The following is a 16,871-nucleotide window of genomic DNA, read 5'->3' on the forward strand; positions in this document are numbered from 1 at the left end:
ACATTTAATCCTCGGCATCTGTTCGCGGCAGTGGCCCCGAGGGCAGGAGTACGGCGGGACACCGGTTCAGCGCACCGCCCATATCGTGGGAGGTACGTAGGAAACGAGGTCCGGGCGAGAGAGGACCTTCAGCGACGAGGCCCCACCCCGCAGCGTGCCTGCCAGCGTGGGGATGACGCGCAAGCGCGCCTGGAAGGGCTCGCCCGCGCCCCGGGGTGGGAGCTGCAGCGTGACGGCGCCGTCCTCGGAGTCCCAGGACGTCACCTTGCCCTCCGCCACCAGCGCATCCAGGCTGGCCGGGTCCACCTGCACGCCCGCGGGCAGCCCGTGCCGCAGCTCCAGCGCGAGGCCGGAGGGGGTGGACGCCTGCAGCACCACCTCCGCCGGCTGTCCCACCTTCGCCTCCGTGGGGCCCGTCACCGCCAGCTCCAGCCCGCCCTGCGACTCGGCCTTCCACGGCACCGCCGCGGCCAGCGCCAGCGAGAAGCCCAGCCCTGGCACGGCGGGCTCCGCGCGCACCGTCCACGTGTGCGCCCCGCCCGAGCCCGCGGCCGGAGCCTCCAGCGCCAGCAGCTCGCGCAGCGCCTTCGCGTCGAAGGTGCCCTCGGTGACGACCTGGCCGTCGCGCTCCAGCACCACGCGGACGCTGGCGGGCAGCGGCTCCCGGAAGAGGGCCACCACCGCCCGCAGCGCCAGGCGGTTGGCGCGCCCGCTGCCCCAGCCCGAGGCCGGCTGGTAGCCCGCGAGCAGCGAGGCGCCCAGGTCCGCCAGCGGCGCCTGCGCGTCACCCTCCAGCGCCAGCACCGCCAGCGCGGTGGCCTCCGCCTCCGAGGGCGTGCTGCCGCTGGCGTCCACCACGCCGGCCTCTACCGGCAGGTACGCCGCGCCCGCCTCGCGCGACTTCACCGCGCCGCGCACCTGGGCGCGCAGGTCGTCGCGCAGCGTGCCCGTCACCGCGCCGCTCGCCACCAGCGCCGCCGCGGTGTAGCCGTCCGTCACGTGCGAGCGGTTGCGCTCCAGCGCCCCCGTGGCCCGCGCGGAGAAGAGGGCCGCCCGGCGCTTGCCCTCCGGCGTGCCCACCGCCGCGTTCACCGCCTGCGTGCAGTCCGCGGTGGCCACCAGCAGCCGCTGCAGCGTCCAGCCGTCTCCGCCCTGGCAGGTGCCGTCCGGCAGCTGCGCCGCCGCCACCGTCGCGGCCAGGCGCTCGCCCAGGCGGGCCAGCACGGGGTTGTTCGGGTGCGCCAGCGCGCCCTCCGCCAGCAGCGCCGCCGTGGCCACGTCCGGCGCCCGGCCCGCGCGCAGCGCGCGCTGCGTGGCCTGGGAGAGCGCGGTGCGCACCGCCTCCACGTCCACGCCGCCCTCCACCGGCTGGGGCGCCGCCTCGCGCCGCTTCGCCGAGGTGAGCGTCTTCAGCGCCTCCGCCGACTGCGTCTCTCCCAGCGCGGCCAGCAGCTCCGACGCGCGGCCGGCGAGCAGCAGCGCGTAGGCCACGTCCCCCGTGCCCTCTCGCGCGCCCGCGGAGGTCAGCTCCGAGCGCAGCACGCCCAGCGCCCCGGGGTACACGAGCAGCCGCACGCGCTCACTGCCCGGCTGCGCATCCACAGGACCGGTCAGGGACAGCGAGCGGGGCGCCGCCAGCGTGCCCCCGCGCGACTGGGCCACCGGCCGCCCGGTGGGCCACACGTCGAAGTCCCGCACCACCGCGTCCGCGCTGCCCAGCGTCGCGCGCACGGCCACCGGACCCGGCCCCTCCACCTTCACCGTCACGTACTCCACCACGCTGCCCCGCGCGGGCACCCGCACCGTGCGGCTGCCGCCCTCCACGGTGGCGCCCTGGGCCTCCACCTTCAGCGCCGTCTCCACGGCGGACTCCGTCGTGTTCACCACCTGCACCGGCAGCCGCGCCGAGTCCCCCGCGCGCAGGAAGGGCGGCAGCACCGGGTCCACGTAGGTGGGCAGCGTGCCCGCGAAGCCCGTCACCGCGCCCGCCTGCGCTCCCGAGCGCGAGTGCGCCAGCGCCAGCACCCGCCACCGGGTGAGCCGGTCCGGCACGCGCACCGGCACCGTCGCCGCGCCCGACGCGTCCGTCACCACCAGCGGCTCGAAGAGGAACGTCTCCGGGAACCAGGACCGGCTCGGCGCCGCCTCCCTTGCCGCGTCAGCGTTGCTATCGACCTCCGCGCCTCCACCGCCCCGGCCCTTCTTGAGCGTGGAGCGCAGGCGTGGCGCCTCCATGCCCCCGCTCCCACCCTCCATCCCCGGGGCCATTGCGGCCGTCGGGGCCGGCACCGCGTCCATCTCCGCCTGGGCGTCCGCCGACCCGACGCTGTCGTCGCCGAAGTTCTTCAACGACTTGCGCATCAGCTGGGGCTCCGACTCCCCCGCCAGCGCACTCGCCGACGCGCCGAAGGCGGACCGGGCAGTGTCGCCCGCGAACAACATCAAGAAGGCCAGGAGGAAGAACCCTGACAGGAGGCCCACGACACCCGCGATGATTGTGCGCTTCATGGCGCCTCCCGGGCGACCCACGCGTTCCAGTTCTCCACGTCTTCCGGCAGCCGCGTCCCGCTCGCCACCACCGACCGGGGGTCGGTGAGGCCCAGCAGGTCCTGGGGCAGCCGGGACAGCCTCAGCCGGCGGCCGAAGGCGTCCGTCACCTTCTCGCCGCGCTTCTCACAGGCGGCCAGCGCGCCCTCCCACAGCTTCGCCATGCCCGCGGGGTCCAGCGTCTCACCCTCGGGCGCCTTCTCTTCCCACTGGCGCACCTGGGTGTGCAGCTCCGCGAGCACCGCGTAGAAGGGCTCGGTCAGCTCCGCGTCCGGCGCGAAGGGGCTCGTCGCGTTCACCGACACCCGCGGCTCCGCGTCCTCGCGCTGGGGCACGGCGCTGACGCGCAGCAGGGCCGCGGCGGCCGCGTTGGAGCCGCGGATGCGCCCCATGGCCAGCGCCTGTCCGTCCAGCACGCCGAAGGCGGGCGTGGCCACCGTGGGCGAGGGCCTCACGCTGCCCAGCGAGTCACCGCCCGGCAGCGGCGCGAGCTGCGCCAGCGTCTCGTCCACGCCGAACAGGCCCACCGCCGCCGGGCCGTCCTGGCCGTCCACCCGCGTGCGCAGCTGGAGGCGGGCCAGCTCGCCGGGCGCGTACGCCGGCTTCTCCGGTGACACCTCCACGGACAGCTGCGCGCGCGGCGCCACGTACACCCGCGCCATCGCGCTCCCCCACTGGGCCTCGGCCCAGCCCTCGAAGTCCGCCGGCAGCGTGAAGCGCGCCGCGCCCTTCTCCACCTTCGACTCCAGCCGCGTCCCGCCCGCCTGGAGCACCAGCTCCTTGGGCAGCTGGCCCGTGAAGCCCGGGCCGCGCATCAGGTCGATGCGCACCTCGTCCCCCGCGCGCGCCAGCACCGGCGTGGCCCGCAGGCGCATGTCCGGCAGCTGGGCCGGGCGCAGCACCAGCTTCGTCTTCCCCACATCCTTGCCGGCGCTCACCTCCAGCTCGTAACCCAGGAAGGTGGTGGCCATGGCCGGGCCGTCCTCTTCGTCGCTGGCACCCGCCGGGTAGGCGGTGAAGCGCACCACGCCCAGGGCCTCGCTGCGCTCCACCTTCTCCATGGACGCGGGCAGCCGCAGCCCCACGAAGCGCGCCTGGATGCACGGCAGCACCGAGGCGGGCAGCGCGTCCTCCTGCTTCGGCAGGGACACCCACGACGTGGACACCTCCAGGCCCTTTGCCCCCAGCTTCCAGCTCAGCGCCGCGGGCAGCGGGGCCTCCTGCTCCACGTTCCGGGGCAGGCACACCCGCGCGTCACGCGCGGCCGTGGCCAGCACGCCCGTCAGCGGCCCGCCGTTGCCGATGACCGTCTCCACCTCCAGCTCCAGCCGGGGCAGGCCGGGGTCGATGACCTCCAGCGCCAGCTGCAGCACGCGCTCACGTCCGGGCGCCAGCGCACGGGTGCGCAGCACCGAGGCCAGGCACGCGCCCAGCGCCCCGTCCGCGCCCACCACGTCCGCCACCGCGCCGCCCGCGCCCACGCGCAGCCCCAGCGTCACCTCCGCGGAGCCGTCGTCCGGCTCGACGAAGCGCGCGCACGGGAAGAGCGATGGCAGCCAGCGCTCCACCGCGAGCTGGTCCTGCAGCGACGCCTCCGAGTCCTCGTCCAGCACGTCCTTCAGCCCGCCCAGCGCCACGGGAGGCGGAGGCGGCGGCCGGCGCACCGGCATGGGGGGAACCACCACGTTGACGGGCGGCCCCGGGTCCAGCTGGAAGGCCGCCACGCCGTCCTCGTCCGTCACCGCGCGCACGCCCTCGTCGCGCGCATCCCACGCGCGCTTCACCGTCAGCTCCGTGCCGGGCAGCACCCGGCCGTCCGCGGTGGTGGCGCGCAGGTACATGCGGTTGCTGAAGCCCGCCACCAGCCCGTCCTCCAGCTCCGTCACGGGGGAGACGGCGATGGCGTCCTCGGTGAGAAGCAACGACACCCCGCCTCCCACGCGGTCTCCCGCGCCGTCCTTCGCCGCCACGCTGGCGGTGAGCTGCGCGGTGCCGCGCAGGTCCGCGGGGATGCGCGGCAGCACCACCCGGAAGCGCCCGGCGGCGTCCGTGCGCGTGCGCTCCGGCAGCCCGCCGTCCTCCATCCACTCCAGCGGCGGAGGCCAGGCCCCCGAGTGGCCCCAGTCCAGCTCCACCTCCGCGCCCGCCACCGGCGCGCCCGAGGCGTACACCACCTGTCCCTCCACCTCCGGCGTCTCACCTGCGCGCCAGAAGGGCCGCGGGCTGCTGGCCTCCACGCGGAAGCGCGGCAGCGTGAAGGGCTCCACCTTGAAGGTGGCCTGCATCGAGGCGGCGCCGCTGGACCAGGCCACCGTCCACGTCCCCGTGGGCGCACCCTTGTCCAGCGGGAAGCTCCCGGCCACCACGCCCCAGGGGCCCGCCGGCGCGCGCTCCTCCAGCACCACCTCTCCGGACGGGTCCTTCAAGAGCCACGTGCCGGGCCGGCCATCCAGCGGCGACAAGTCCTTCGCACGCAGCACCACCGCGCGGAAGCGCACCTCGTTGCCCGGCTCGTACAGCGGCCGGTCCGTCAGCACGTGCACGCGCGCGGGCGCATATAAAGGTAGCGGCGCGTCCACCGAGTCCGTGCCCAGCGGCGTGGAGACGCGGGCGCGCAGCGTGTAGTCGCCGTCCGGCACCTGGGGCAGCGAGACGCGGGCCTGCAGCGTGTCGGCGTCATCGCGCGTCCAGGGGAGCTCCTTGTCCGGCGTGAGGGGCGTCTCCTTCCCGTCCGCGTCCACGAGGAACAGCTCCGCGAAGCCGCGCGTCACGCGCCCCTGCATCATCCCGTCGAAGCGCGGGTCCGGCGCATGCGCCTGGGCCCACACGGAGACGGGGCCGGAGATGCCTCGCGACAGGCCGTGGGCGTTCAGCCCCACCGTCTGACGGAACGCCCCGTCCGGGCAGCGCGGCACCTTCACCCCGCGCAGCACGCGGGCGGACAGGCACACGTCCCAGGAGGCCACGGCCAGTGCGCCTCCCACGAGGAACACGGCGAGCCCCCCGGCCAGCAGCCGGCGGCGAAAACGGTTGGTCATGCATCCTCCCCTGGCCCGCACTCTATGTCGGGAAGCCGGTCCTCTGCCGAGCCCCCGGTTTCCGGGCCCGAGGGGCGGTGCGCTAGGGTGGCCGCCCCGCCTGCCTGCCCACCCCACCATGCCCTCGCCGACGCCCAAGCCCCGCCTGCCCCAGGACGCCCTGCCCTCCCGGCTGGAGGCGCTGCTGGAGTCCCTCACGGACCGCCACCTGGCGGACCGGCTGGAGCGCGTGCACCGCGCGGCGGCCGTGGCCATCGACCGGCTGGGGCACCTGAGCATCGCGAAGTACGAGCCCACCTCGGTGGAGCCGGACGGCGGCGCGGACCTGTCGCTGTGGGAGACGATGGCGCCCGCCATCGGCGACACGGTGGTGGGCGTCAACCAGCTCGTCACCGCCATCCACCACGAATTTCCGCCCCCCGCGCGCGCCGCCAGTGGGGACGCGGGATGGGCCCCGCCCCCGGCCAGCTCGGACGAGCGGCTGGCGCAGGAGGTGGAGGCGGTGCTGCACGCCAGCGCCGAGCGGCTGGCGAAGCGCGTGGGGGAGCTGGGCCAGCAGATGCGCCGCCCGGAGGTGGTGAGCGACAGGTGGACGCTGATGGCGGAGCTGCAGTCGTTCCGCGCCGACTTCCGCGTGCGCATCGGCGAGCTCGTCTACCTCACCTCGGCAGCCTTCGCGGACGTGCGCCGCGAGGAAGTGGTGCCCGGCTACGTCCACCAGGTGGGCGCGCGGGCGGCGCTGCGCGCGGCGGCGGCGGACCTGCGCCGCTCCCTGCAGGGCCGCCTGGAGCGCGCGGCGAAGGCGGAGCCCTCCGCGCGGCCGGCGCTGGTGAAGCAGGTCGCGGAGAGCCTGTCAGCCTTCAGCTCCCTGTCCGCCTCGGTGGCGTTGCGCACGCCGCAGAAGCGCCAGGTGCTGGAGCTGCGCGCACGGCTGCTGGAGACGGCGGCCCGGCCGGAGCTGCCGCTGGACGCGCTGACGGGCCTGGTGGAACCCTTCCTCGCGGCGCTGGACGCGGACATGGAGGACGTCACGCGCACCTGGCTCACCGTGCATGACCGCGCGGTGTGGGCGGCGTGCGGCGTGAAGCTGGAGCAGGCGGACATGCACCTGGCGCTCGGCTCCCAGGGAGCGGCGCGGGTGCTGGCGGAGGCCGTGGAGGCCGCGGGCGCGCTGTACGGGCGCTCGGTCCCCTTCGACGGCTTCCTGCGCAAGGCGCGTCAGGAGGCCGCCGAGGGCCTGGACGAGGCAGGGGCGCGGGAGCTGCTCACGCGCTTCCGGGAGCGGCTCGCGGCCCTGCCGTTCAGCTGACTACTCCTTCTTGGTGCCCTCGGCGGGCAGCGCCGGGGCCTGGGGCCTGGGCGGGGTGACGCGCAGCGAGGCGAAGCGGGCCGCGAGCGTCTCCGGCGTCAGCTCCTCCTGCTCCTGCTTGGGGCTGGAGACCCAGGCGAAGTCGGCGGGGACCTTGCCGCCGCCCTGGCTGGAGTAGCCAATCATGTCCGGGAACTGCTTGGACCAGCGGCCGGCCGGGTCCGGCTCCTTGGTAATGGCCTGCCTGTTGGTGCGGTGGAGGAAGGGCTTGGGTGCGTCGCTCATGGTCCGAACTTCTCCGAAAAGCGCCTTCATGGGTAGAGGGAAGCCACGGCCACCGCGCCCGCAGGCCCGGTCCCCCTTCACGCCTGCATCAGAGGACTCAGGCCGCCCGCCGGGTCCGCTTGCGCCGCGCAGCCGTCACGGGTGGCAGCACCCGGGGCCCCAGGGCGAAGACCGCCGCGAAGTAGCGGGCCTGGGCCTCGCTGCCATACCGATAGCGCCGGGATTCCCCCTCCCGCGTCACCTCCACACTCCACCCGCGCTTGTCGTGGTGGAGCTCCACCTGTCCCACGTCACCCATACCGACCCCTTCCACCCTCATTCCCCCCGTCCCTTGAAATCCCCGTGCCAACGCAACGTCGTGGGCCCACCGGGTTGGGATGTCAGGCAGTCAGCAGTCGGTGTCAGGCCGGTAAGGATTGCAGGGAGGCCTGCCTGCCTGCCTGGTGTGGAGAGTCGCCGTGGAAGCGGGCGCGCGGTGCATGTACCCGGGTACACCCCCGGGTCTGCTTGTGCCCCGCGAATCCTGCGTTAACTCAAAGGCATGACTCACTTCGAGAGCAGCACCGGCGAGCGGTTCGCCGAATTCGTCCTTCCCGACGGCTGCGTGCTCTGCGGCGGAGAGGTGACTGTGCGCGCGTCGCAGGCAGGCGCGCACAGCTACTGTCCGCAGTGCCACTGGCTGTCCAAGCCGAACATGCGCGTGCATGACAACAGCGTGGAGCTGTCGTTCGCCACCTCGGCGCTCGCGTAGTTCACCCACGTCGCGGGTGGCGCGGAGCCTTCCGCCACCCGCCCTCCGAGCCTTCTGACAGCCTCCGCTCCGGCCCGCGACTCAGTGCGGGCCGTGAGCGCCGCTGTCGGTCCCCGTCGCGAGCGCGGCGGAGTCGGCCTCATCCTGACGGTCCTCCTCGTCCCAGGCACGGCCGTCCTGGTAGCCCCACTCATCGATGTCGACCTGGTAGGCGACCTGCGACAGCAGCCGGCCGCGGCAGAGCTTCTGCTGCCAGTTGCCCTCCGCCACGGAGCCGCTCGCGCGAGACAGCAGCTCCTGCATCAGCCACTCGGGGACGATGTCGCGGTCCGCCGGGTAGGCGAAGCGGAAGAGCATCAGGTGGGCGAGCAGCACCTCCCAGTACCGGTCGAAGCGCGCGAGCAGCCTCGGCCAGTCGAAGCTCTTGCCCGTCTTGAGCAGGAGGTGGGTGAGCTCGTGGCCGTCGAAGCGCTCGCGCTCCAGGACGAAGGCCTTGCTCCAGAAGATTTCTTCCGCCGGGGGCACCTTGCACGCGCAGCCCAGCAACTGCGCGGGGACGGCGTGCTCGAACCAGCCGTCGTCGACGATGGTGATGCCGTTGCCGGACGCGAAGATGATGTCGACGAGGTAGTCGTCCCAGAAGGCTTTGTGGAGCCAGCCGTGGACGTTGCTCTCGGTGGTCCACCCGTTCTGGGCGAACACCTCGAGCGCCCTGTCCGCATCCGCTTTGCGGATGAACAGGTCCAGGTCCTTCGTGTCGCGGTAGATGCCCGCGTAGTGGGCGAACGCGTATGCGCCGCCGACCAGGAAGGGGATGCCTGCATCAGAGAGTAACTGGATGGCGTAGGCGCGTGCGCCCAGCTCGGCGACAGGTCGCCGGACCTCCATCCGCCGCGGGTCCCCCCCGGGTGCTCCCGAGGCCTTCGGTGGTTGCTCAGCCATGGGCCAAAGATAGGAGGCAGGTGCCTGCACGACAGCGGTACGGCCGCGCACCGGCACGCAGGGCAGGCAGGCGGGCCTGGGGCGTGTCCGCGGTCACACATCTCGCGACGCGCCACGCTCCCGCGACAAGAGCTGTCCACCGCTGGATGTTTTCTGCCGCTCGCGCCGATGCTGGGGCGCTCGGCCATACGGGCCGTGCGCGTTCGAGGGGAGTCGCGATGAGAAGAACCGCAGCGTGGAGATGGACCGGAGTGCTCGCGGCGGGGCTGGTGGCCTGCGGCGGCGAGCCTGGAGTCAGGGAGCCCGGCGAGGACGCGCCGCTCGCCACCGTGTCGGAGCCCGTGCAGCTGCCGCCGGTGCCCGACAACTATCCCGCCACGGTGACCGTCTCCGGCACGGGTGCTCGCGCCATCTCCCGGCAGGTCTGGGGGATGAACCTCATCGGAAACACGGCGCTGAACAAGAGCCTCTTCTACGGGTTGTTCGGCGCCACCGCGGACCAGGGCAGGACGACGCTGGCGGCCATGGGCATCCGGCAGATCCGCTTCCCCGGCGGCTGCCACGGTGACGGCTACAGCTGGCGCGAGAACAAGATGCGCTTCAACATCGGCGGCGCCTACACGGAGTGGGACGTGATGCCGGTGCCCGACTTCCTGGCCATCGCCTCCGAGCTCGGCGCGGAGCCCATCTTCCAGCTCAACGTCGAGACGAAGGGGCTGGGCAACCCTTGCGGCTGGCTGCCGCAGTACCCAGCGCCCACGCTCACCGAGGCACAGAAGACAGCGCGGCTGCTCGAGGATGCGCGCGAGCTCTTGCGCCTGCACGGCGGCAGCCTCCGCACCTTCGAGCTGGGCAACGAGCCGTGGGGCACCTGGAACCCGGACGACTACGGCAACGTGGCGCTCACCTTCGCGCGCGAGCTGAAGGCGCTGGACCCGAGCGTGAGAGTCCTGCTCGTCGGCCATCCGACGACGGGCAACAACATCACCGGCGAGACGTCGGAGGCAAAGGACGTGGCGTGGACCACCATGGTCAAACGGCTGCTCGCCGACCGGAGCTGCGCCGGCGGCCGTGCCTGCTTCGACGGCGTCACGGACCACGTCTACTCGTACGCCGGCTACTCGCCGACGGCGAACAACCACCCCCACATCTTCAAGGGCATGTCGGCGTTCTGGCCGGAGCTGGGCATGCAAGGCATCTTCGCCAGGCGCAACACGGACTACTCCGGCGCGCCGCTCGCGCTCACCGAGTGGAACCTGAAGTGCTGGACCAGCGGAGACCAGGGCAGCAAGCCCGTTCGCGTGGTGAATGACTCCTTCGAGAGCGGCACGCAGAGCTGGAGCCCCTGGGCGCGCAATGCCGGCACCGTGGCGGTCGCCTCCAGCACGGACAAGATTCATGGCGCGCAGTCGCTCCAGCTGACGATGACCCGCTCCGCGGGGACGGCGGTGGACACGGTGCAGGTGGGCCAGGTCATCAACGTCCTGCCCAACCGGAAGTACCGGCTGGGGGTGCGCGTGAAGATGCCCAACCCCGCCTATGGCCAGCTCATCATCCAGCAGACGAACGCGGGCGAGCACCAGCTGCACCACGTCGCGGAGCGGAGCCTGGCCGGCCTCGCGGCGAACGCCTGGTCGCCGGTGGTGTTCGTCGATGGGACGACGTTCGCGGACACCACGTCCATCCAGGTGCTGCTGCGGCTCAACAAGACGAGCGCCCAGTGGGCGGCCGATACGGCTCCGGTCGTCGCGCTCTTCGACCAGGTCTCCTTCACGGACATCCATTACCTGCTGGAGCTGGCGAACCCCTCGTTCGAGAGCGGCACCGCGTCCTGGTCGCTCTGGCAGCAGCAGGCGAACACGGGGGCGATGAGCGCCGTCAACACCCAGCCCCAGCACGGCACCGGTGCGCTGAAGCTCTCGCTCACGCGCTCCTCGGGCGCGGCGTCCGACATCGTCCAGGCGGTGCAGGTCCTCCCGGCGCGGCCCGGGCGCGACGTGGCGGTGACGGCGTACTTCAAGACGAACACGCCCCAGTACGTGTCCCTCGTCCTCCAACAGACGAACGCGGGCGCCCACTCCCTGCATCACATCGCGGAGAGCCAGCTCACCGCCATCCAGCCCGGCGTGTGGCAGGGGGTGTCCATCACCGGCAAGACGTTCGACGACACGACGCAGTTCCAGGTGGTGCTGCGGATTCGCAAGTACCTGGGAAGCTGGAGCACGGACCCGGCGCCGGTGGACGTGTACGTGGACAACGTGCGGGCCTACGACTTCACGAACTGGCGGGGGGCCGTGGACTCGGTGTCCACGGTGGAGCACGGGATGATGATTGCCGACTCGTACCTGCGGATGGCGCGGGCGGGCGTGGCGTCGTCGAACTACCACGCGTTCACCCGGGGGCACTGCGGCATCGCGACGGTGGTGAACAGCGTGCCGGTGCTCAACCCGCAGGGCAACGCCTTCAAGTTCACCAGCGTCCTGGCGGGAGGAACGATGCTGCCGGCCTCGGTGAGCGCACCCGCGGCGAACTGGACGACCCCATCGAGTCCGACCTGCACGGGCTTCGCGTGCCTGCCGGGCGGCAAGCCGGTGAACTTCCTCACCGCGCATGCGGGGTGGTCGGTGGGGCAAGACGCGCTCTACGTCTTCCTGATGAACCGGCATCCCACGGCGGCGGCGAGCGCCTCGGTGAACTTCTCGGGGTTGGACGTCACCGGGTACAAGCGCAAGGCGGTGGAGGTGATGAAGGCCACGGACTACACGCAGACGGCCTTCACGCTGGACCCGGCGCCAGGGCAGCCGGTGCCGAGCGAGCTGCTCACGAGCAACAACCCCTTCACGGTGGCGGTGCCGCCCCTGTCGGTGGTGCGTGTGCGGCTGGACTTCGAGAAGACCTTCCGCTTCACGCTGCAACCGGTCTGCGCGAGCGGACTTCCCAGCCGCGCGTCGACGGGCAGCTTCACCTTGTGGCCGCCGGGGCAATCCCTGGTGTGGACGAACTCAGCGCCGAGCACGGGCTCCAAGCTGATGACCGTCACGGCGACGGGGCGGGAGAACAGCGTCTACCTGATGATGAACTCGGACCTGGGGGTGACGTACCCACCAGTGACACCGGCGCCACACGCCGAGTTCGTGGCCGCGACCTTCTTCAATCCGCCGACGCCGATGTTCCGGGCCCCGGCGCTCTCACTGCCCGAGGGGAGCTACACGCTGAGGTTCCAGGCACCCGTGACGGACTGTCAGTGAGCGGAGCGGGGAGCTGACGGAGCGGTGTGGAGGTCACAGCCGGAGTCAGTCTTTGGGCTCGCCTTCCGGCTGTGACTTCGCCGCCAGGGAGCTCTCGAGGAACGGCTCCAAGAGAGAGAACCGCATATACTCGCGCACCGGCCGACTCCGACCAGCAACCCGCTGGCTCGGCTGGAAGGACGTAGCCATGCGACTCCGCGCCAGCGCTGCACTTCTGCTCTTCCTCTCGGCATGCGCTACGTCGGCACCAGGCCCAGGAGTGCGCGCGCCCTTGGACCCAAGGGTTGCCAATCTCCAGAGAGCGGCAACGCTGCCGTGGAGAGACGGGGGACGGTGCGCTGTCCGTGAGGCTTCTCAGCCCTGGCCCGTGCTTGCGGAGCAGTGCTTTCAAGCCCTCGACCATGACCGGATCCGGTTCAACGACCCGATGGGAAGGTGCGCAGTCGCCTCGGCGGACGCGGCTGCCCTGGGAATTGGCCTCTGTGTCCTGGCGGCGGCACCGGAGATCGTCGTGGGCGCGGTGATTGTCGTTGGAGTAGTAGTGGTAGGAGTCGCCATCAAGGAAGCACTGGATGGGTATGAGCTGAGAGGGAGCCGACCAGAAGAGGTAGAGCCCGCCCCCAAGACGAAGCCTACCCCTCAGGAATCTTCAGCGAGCCAAGAGCCCAAGCCTGAGCCATCGGGGCAAGACTGGTTTCCCCCGGTGCCGAACGATCCCCTGGAGCGACAGCGCGGCCCGGAGTGCAGCCCGATTCCAGGACCGCCCCGTGGAGGAAACGATCCCCATAACGATTGCGCCGACAAGATTCCAGGCAACAACTTCCCCGGCCTGAATGTATTCGTGAACGGCAAGCACTTCGACGCGCTGGTGCTCGCCACCCGCACGCTCTGGGAGGTCAAGACGGATGATTTCGACAAGCACTCGCCTCACTCCCGGAAGTTCTTCATCAAGGTGAAGCTGGCCGAGATACAGCGCGAGGCCAGGCTTGCTAGAGAGTGTGGATATGACTTCATCATTGGCGTGCGCAGTGAGGCGCACAAGGCCGCGCTGAGGTTGGCAGATCCTTCTCTCAATATCGTCGTCATGGACTGGTGTTGAAATGGAACCCAGCCCGAGCGAGCTTGCCATCATCGTCTATGCACCTGTTTCGTCAAGCGACGAGGGCCGTGCGCTAACCATCATTCATGGACTGGAGCGTGCGCTTCCCGGGTTGCGCTTGGGGTGGACAATCTCTGAAAAGGGAGACCTGGTCGAATTGCCCAACCGCGATGAATGGGTAGCAACCCACAGGGCCCACGGCGGCTTTCCGTTCCTCTGCAACGATGACGGCGACAGGCCTGTAACCATCGCTGGCTGGGAAAATCCGAACGGGCTTGCGGCAGGGAGTCCGCCGCACTTCGAAGTCCATGCAGACCTGCCACTCGACGCAGCCGGCATTGCCGCGACAGCAACTGTCCTGGAGGCCGTAGCAGAGGGCGCACAAGCCTTCTGGGGGCATGCAACGCCGTTCAACGCGGGCGTGGAGATCGCTGAGCAGACGGCGCCAACATTGGCGGGGCCGCCTTCACCATCACGAGGGCTGCCAGTACTCAAGCTCCCAAGGGACATCCGTTCGCCCGAGATTCCGCATCGGCTCGGATGGCTGAACTACTGGTCGGCTGCTGCCGCCCGAGCCATCGGGTTCCCAGACCCCTCACGCGACGCGGGCCTGCTCACAAGCGCTCGCGGAACGCCATCGGGCGGGTGGGTCGTGCGGCTCACGGACACGCCGCTCGACCTGGACAACCGCGCCCACCTGGATGCGCTCCTGAAGGCCTATGAGCGCTTCCCGGAAATTGGAGGTCGCTCAGCGCCATGACCTTCTGTGCCGAACCTCACCGCACCAGCCACAGAATCACCGGCGCGGTCGCGAAGGACAGAGGAATCCCCACGCCCACCATCAGCACGGCCAGGTCCGGGTCCAGGTCATGCTCCGCAGCGAGAATCGCCGCGCTCACCATGGGTGCCATCGCCGCCTGGAGCACCGTGGCGTGCACCACCACCGGCGCCAGCCCCGGCATTGCCAAGAGCCCCAGCGCCACCAGCCCCGGCACCAGCAGCAGCTTGTACGACAGCCCCAGCGCCAGCGCGGGCAGCCGGCTCCGCACGCCCTTGAGCCGCAGCTGCAACCCCACCGAGAACAGCGCCAGCGGCGTCAGCAGCGCCCCCAGCCGCTCCAGCACCGTCTCCACCCACTCGGGATAGCCCCAGGGCCGCAGCGCCAGCGACAGCACCAGCGCCACGAACGGAGGAAACGTCACCACCTTCCGCGCCAGCACGCGCCACGGCAGCGCCTCTTCCGAGCTTGCCCGCGTCGCCGCGAGCGTCGCCAGCGTGGACAGCACCAGGAACGAGCCGAGCTGGTCCGCCACCACCGCCACCGCCAGCCCACCCTGCCCCAGCAGCGCCTCCGCCATCGGCAGCCCGACGAACGCCGTGTTCCCCAAGCCCCCGGTCAGCACCAGCGCCATCACCGACTGCTTCGACAGCCCCAGCCTCGGCCCCAGCAACCGGAAGAACGGACCGGCCGCCAGGTAGTACAGCCACGGCACCACTGCGGCCACCGCCAGCTCCGGCACGAACTCCAGCCGGTGCATCACCCGCAGCACCAGCGCCGGCAGCGCCACGTACAGCACGAACGTGTTGAACGGGCCCGCCGAGCCTGCCGGGAACTTCCCGCTCCGCCGCGCCAGCACGCCCAGCACCAGGCACGTCGCCAGCAATCCAATCACGCCACTCATCGCGCCCGGACCTTCCCACGCCGTGCCTGCCCCGCGCGCGGAGGTTTCTCCGCCCCAGGTTTCCCGGCCGCCTCGGCGGGTCTCTCCGTGCCTCGCTTCGCCCCGCTCGCGGCTCGCCGGGCTGGGGAGGCTCCCCGTCCCCCCTGCACCGCACCGACGACCGCCTGCCGCGCGGGGCGCTTCGAAGCAGGCCGCCGTTGCCGAGGCCCCACCGCCCGCGGGTCAGGCCGTGGCCGCTCACCCACCACGCCCTGCGCCTCCTGAGCCCCAACCACCGGCCACCGCACCGGGAACTCGGACGCCTGAGCCACCAACCCGCCCCCCGCCAGCAGCGGCCGCTCCCGCTGCAGCACCTCCGACAGGAAGTCGAGCACCGCCCGCACCCGCGCGTTCTGCTGCAGGTCCGGATGCACCACCAGCCAGATGTCCCGCCGCAGCGCCGCCACCGGAGGCAGCAGCCGGCGCAGCCCCGGCGACAAATCCCCCTGGAAGCACGGCATCAACCCGAGCCCCACCCCGGCCCCCGTGGCCGCCACCACCGACAGCAGCGAGTTGCACCGCACCCCCACGCGCGCGGACGTGGCCACCTCACCCATCCACCGCGCCTCCGGCCACTTCGCCGCCGCGTCCGCGTAGCCGATGACGTCATGCCCCGCGAAGCCCGTGGCCGGGTCCGGCAGTCCCCGCCGCGCGAGGTACCCCTCCGACGCGTAGAGGGAAATCGCAATCTCCCCCACCTTGCGCGCCACCAGTGACGCCTCCTTCGGCCGCGTCAGCCGCACCGCCACGTCCGCCTCCCGCCGCGTCAAATCCAGCGCGCCATAGTCGGTGAGGAACTGCACCTCGATGCCCGGGTGCCGCTCGCGGAACAGCCCGAAGCGCGGCAGCAGGTGGTTCACCGCGAAGGCCTCCGTCGTCGTCACCCGCACCACGCCCTCCAGCCGCGCGTCCTCACCGCCCGCCCGGCGCTCCACCGCCAGCACCGACGCCTCCATCTCCTCCACCGTCCCCCGGATGCCCTGCCCCGCTGGCGTCAGCACCAGCCGCCCCGGCGTCCTGTCGAAGAGCCGCGTCCCCAGTTCCTCCTCCAGCACCGTCAGCCGCCGCCCCACCGTCGTCGCATCCACCTTCAGCGCCCGCGACGCCGCCGCGAGCGTCCCCTCGCGCGACACCGCCAGGAAGTACCGCAGGTCATTCCAGTCCGGCATGGTGCCCTGCAGATTTGCAGGCCCCCACGGCAATCTCCAGCGTTTCCGCATGTCCGTCACCAGGGCATTGATGCCTCCAACACACCGGGCCGCACCGCGCGGCCCTCGCCACCGGAGCCTCGCCATGAACGCCACCACCCGCCTCGCCGTTGCCCTCGCCACCCTCTCCGCCGCCGCGTGCGGTGGAGCGAAGACGTCCGTGAAGCCCCAGGACCTCACCGGCCGCTGGGACAGCCCCACCTGTGAGGCCATCCCCAACGGAGACGGCAGCAACAGCTACGTCCAGCGCCACTTCCAGCTCACCGAGACGGCGTGGACCCTCAACCTCGATGCCTTCGGCGACGCGCAGTGCCAGACGAAGCTGTTCACCGCCCGCGTCGCCGGCCCCTACACGTTGGTGAAGGACTCCGAGCAGGTGTCCGGCGCCACCGAGGGCGACTTCGCCTTCGGCGAGCGCCACCTCACCGCGCACGTGCAGCCCCTGGCGGACGCCTTCGCGCAGTCCGGCTGCGGCACCGGCACCTGGACGGTGGGCGTGGAGCAGCCCGTCCCCGGCGCCTGCCTCTTCTTCAAGCCCCTTGCCCAGTGCGGCATGGACCACGACCTGGTGAAGGTGGAAGGGGACAAGCTCTTCTTCGGCCAGCGCCCGGTGGACAATGACATGTGCGCCCCCGCCAAGCGCCCGGCCGCCCTGGCGCCCCTGCCCGTCGTGAAGGGCTGAGCCCCACGACACGGCCCGGCCCTGCCGCTTCCACCCCGTCG

General features: G+C 71.8%; 13 protein-coding genes. 6 read left to right on the forward strand and 7 right to left on the reverse strand.

Translation table 11 applies throughout. From position 1 onward, the window contains the following. Positions 1–66: 66 nt before the first annotated feature. On the reverse strand, positions 67–2,508 hold the full coding sequence (locus LXT23_RS01515; protein WP_253978247.1) for an alpha-2-macroglobulin family protein: 2,442 nt from the start codon (positions 2,506–2,508) through the stop codon (positions 67–69). Beyond that, positions 2,505–5,585, reverse strand: coding sequence for an MG2 domain-containing protein (locus tag LXT23_RS01520; protein WP_253978248.1), 3,081 nt, complete (start codon positions 5,583–5,585; stop codon positions 2,505–2,507). The genes LXT23_RS01515 and LXT23_RS01520 overlap by 4 nt, the downstream gene beginning before the upstream one ends. A 118-nt stretch (positions 5,586–5,703) precedes the next feature. On the opposite strand from LXT23_RS01520, the gene LXT23_RS01525 reads away from it, so the two are divergent. Continuing rightward, a complete protein-coding gene (locus LXT23_RS01525) occupies positions 5,704–6,894 on the forward strand; it encodes a hypothetical protein (protein ID WP_253978249.1) in 1,191 nt (396 codons plus the stop codon). Here the strand turns inward: LXT23_RS01525 and LXT23_RS01530 are convergent, their stop codons facing one another. Together LXT23_RS01530 and LXT23_RS01535 are read right to left on the reverse strand one after the other, a co-directional pair. After that, positions 6,895–7,179 (reverse strand): hypothetical protein, encoded by a 285-nt coding sequence (locus tag LXT23_RS01530; protein WP_253978250.1) that lies wholly within the window; start codon positions 7,177–7,179, stop codon positions 6,895–6,897. It abuts the gene before it with no gap. 97 nt (positions 7,180–7,276) lie between these two features. Next, positions 7,277–7,477 carry a hypothetical protein gene (locus LXT23_RS01535; protein ID WP_253978251.1) on the reverse strand — a complete coding sequence of 67 codons (201 nt, stop codon included), beginning with the start codon at positions 7,475–7,477 and terminating at the stop codon, positions 7,277–7,279. 243 nt (positions 7,478–7,720) lie between these two features. On the opposite strand from LXT23_RS01535, the gene LXT23_RS01540 reads away from it, so the two are divergent. Next, complete coding sequence (locus LXT23_RS01540; RefSeq protein WP_253978252.1) at positions 7,721–7,930, forward strand: hypothetical protein; 210 nt, start codon at positions 7,721–7,723, stop codon at positions 7,928–7,930. A gap of 81 nt (positions 7,931–8,011) precedes the next feature. On the opposite strand, the gene LXT23_RS01545 is transcribed toward LXT23_RS01540, so the two are convergent. Continuing rightward, entirely contained in the window at positions 8,012–8,818 is an 807-nt protein-coding gene (locus tag LXT23_RS01545) for a nucleotidyltransferase family protein (protein WP_253978253.1), read from the reverse strand. A 272-nt stretch (positions 8,819–9,090) separates the two neighbouring features. Between LXT23_RS01545 and LXT23_RS01550 the strand changes: the two genes are divergently transcribed. The 3 genes from LXT23_RS01550 to LXT23_RS01560 all read left to right on the forward strand — a co-directional run bounded on the left by LXT23_RS01550 (position 9,091) and on the right by LXT23_RS01560 (position 13,979). After that, entirely contained in the window at positions 9,091–12,120 is a 3,030-nt protein-coding gene (locus LXT23_RS01550) for a carbohydrate binding domain-containing protein (protein ID WP_253978254.1), read from the forward strand. 367 nt (positions 12,121–12,487) lie between these two features. Then, complete coding sequence (locus tag LXT23_RS01555) at positions 12,488–13,219, forward strand: DUF6310 domain-containing protein (protein WP_323378710.1); 732 nt, start codon at positions 12,488–12,490, stop codon at positions 13,217–13,219. 1 nt (position 13,220) lies between these two features. Then, a complete protein-coding gene (locus tag LXT23_RS01560; RefSeq protein ID WP_253978256.1) occupies positions 13,221–13,979 on the forward strand; it encodes a DUF5953 family protein in 759 nt (252 codons plus the stop codon). Between the two features lie 16 nt (positions 13,980–13,995). Here the strand turns inward: LXT23_RS01560 and LXT23_RS01565 are convergent, their stop codons facing one another. Both LXT23_RS01565 and LXT23_RS01570 read right to left on the reverse strand, forming a co-directional pair. Continuing rightward, complete coding sequence (locus LXT23_RS01565) at positions 13,996–14,901, reverse strand: AEC family transporter (RefSeq protein ID WP_253978257.1); 906 nt, start codon at positions 14,899–14,901, stop codon at positions 13,996–13,998. Then, positions 14,898–16,109 carry a LysR family transcriptional regulator gene (locus LXT23_RS01570; RefSeq protein ID WP_253978258.1) on the reverse strand — a complete coding sequence of 404 codons (1,212 nt, stop codon included), beginning with the start codon at positions 16,107–16,109 and terminating at the stop codon, positions 14,898–14,900. Before LXT23_RS01570 ends, LXT23_RS01565 begins: the two co-directional genes overlap by 4 nt. Before the next feature lie 124 nt (positions 16,110–16,233). Between LXT23_RS01570 and LXT23_RS50005 the strand changes: the two genes are divergently transcribed. After that, a complete protein-coding gene (locus LXT23_RS50005) occupies positions 16,234–16,830 on the forward strand; it encodes a hypothetical protein (RefSeq protein WP_267146665.1) in 597 nt (198 codons plus the stop codon). Positions 16,831–16,871 lie beyond the last annotated feature (41 nt).

Source organism: Pyxidicoccus xibeiensis, assembly GCF_024198175.1.
In the GTDB taxonomy this organism is placed as follows: domain Bacteria; phylum Myxococcota; class Myxococcia; order Myxococcales; family Myxococcaceae; genus Myxococcus; species Myxococcus xibeiensis.

What these genes read in the sequence shown, in the direction of transcription:
- LXT23_RS01515 (WP_253978247.1), bottom strand. Translation starts at nt 2,508, where the DNA reads ATGAAGCGCACAATCATCGCGGGTGTCGTGGGCCTCCTGTCAGGGTTC.
- LXT23_RS01520 (WP_253978248.1), bottom strand. Translation starts at nt 5,585, where the DNA reads ATGACCAACCGTTTTCGCCGCCGGCTGCTGGCCGGGGGGCTCGCCGTG.
- LXT23_RS01525 (WP_253978249.1), top strand. Translation starts at nt 5,704, where the DNA reads ATGCCCTCGCCGACGCCCAAGCCCCGCCTGCCCCAGGACGCCCTGCCC.
- LXT23_RS01530 (WP_253978250.1), bottom strand. Translation starts at nt 7,179, where the DNA reads ATGAGCGACGCACCCAAGCCCTTCCTCCACCGCACCAACAGGCAGGCC.
- LXT23_RS01535 (WP_253978251.1), bottom strand. Translation starts at nt 7,477, where the DNA reads ATGGGTGACGTGGGACAGGTGGAGCTCCACCACGACAAGCGCGGGTGG.
- LXT23_RS01540 (WP_253978252.1), top strand. Translation starts at nt 7,721, where the DNA reads ATGACTCACTTCGAGAGCAGCACCGGCGAGCGGTTCGCCGAATTCGTC.
- LXT23_RS01545 (WP_253978253.1), bottom strand. Translation starts at nt 8,818, where the DNA reads ATGGAGGTCCGGCGACCTGTCGCCGAGCTGGGCGCACGCGCCTACGCC.
- LXT23_RS01550 (WP_253978254.1), top strand. Translation starts at nt 9,091, where the DNA reads ATGAGAAGAACCGCAGCGTGGAGATGGACCGGAGTGCTCGCGGCGGGG.
- LXT23_RS01560 (WP_253978256.1), top strand. Translation starts at nt 13,221, where the DNA reads ATGGAACCCAGCCCGAGCGAGCTTGCCATCATCGTCTATGCACCTGTT.
- LXT23_RS01565 (WP_253978257.1), bottom strand. Translation starts at nt 14,901, where the DNA reads ATGAGTGGCGTGATTGGATTGCTGGCGACGTGCCTGGTGCTGGGCGTG.
- LXT23_RS01570 (WP_253978258.1), bottom strand. Translation starts at nt 16,109, where the DNA reads ATGCCGGACTGGAATGACCTGCGGTACTTCCTGGCGGTGTCGCGCGAG.
- LXT23_RS50005 (WP_267146665.1), top strand. Translation starts at nt 16,234, where the DNA reads ATGAACGCCACCACCCGCCTCGCCGTTGCCCTCGCCACCCTCTCCGCC.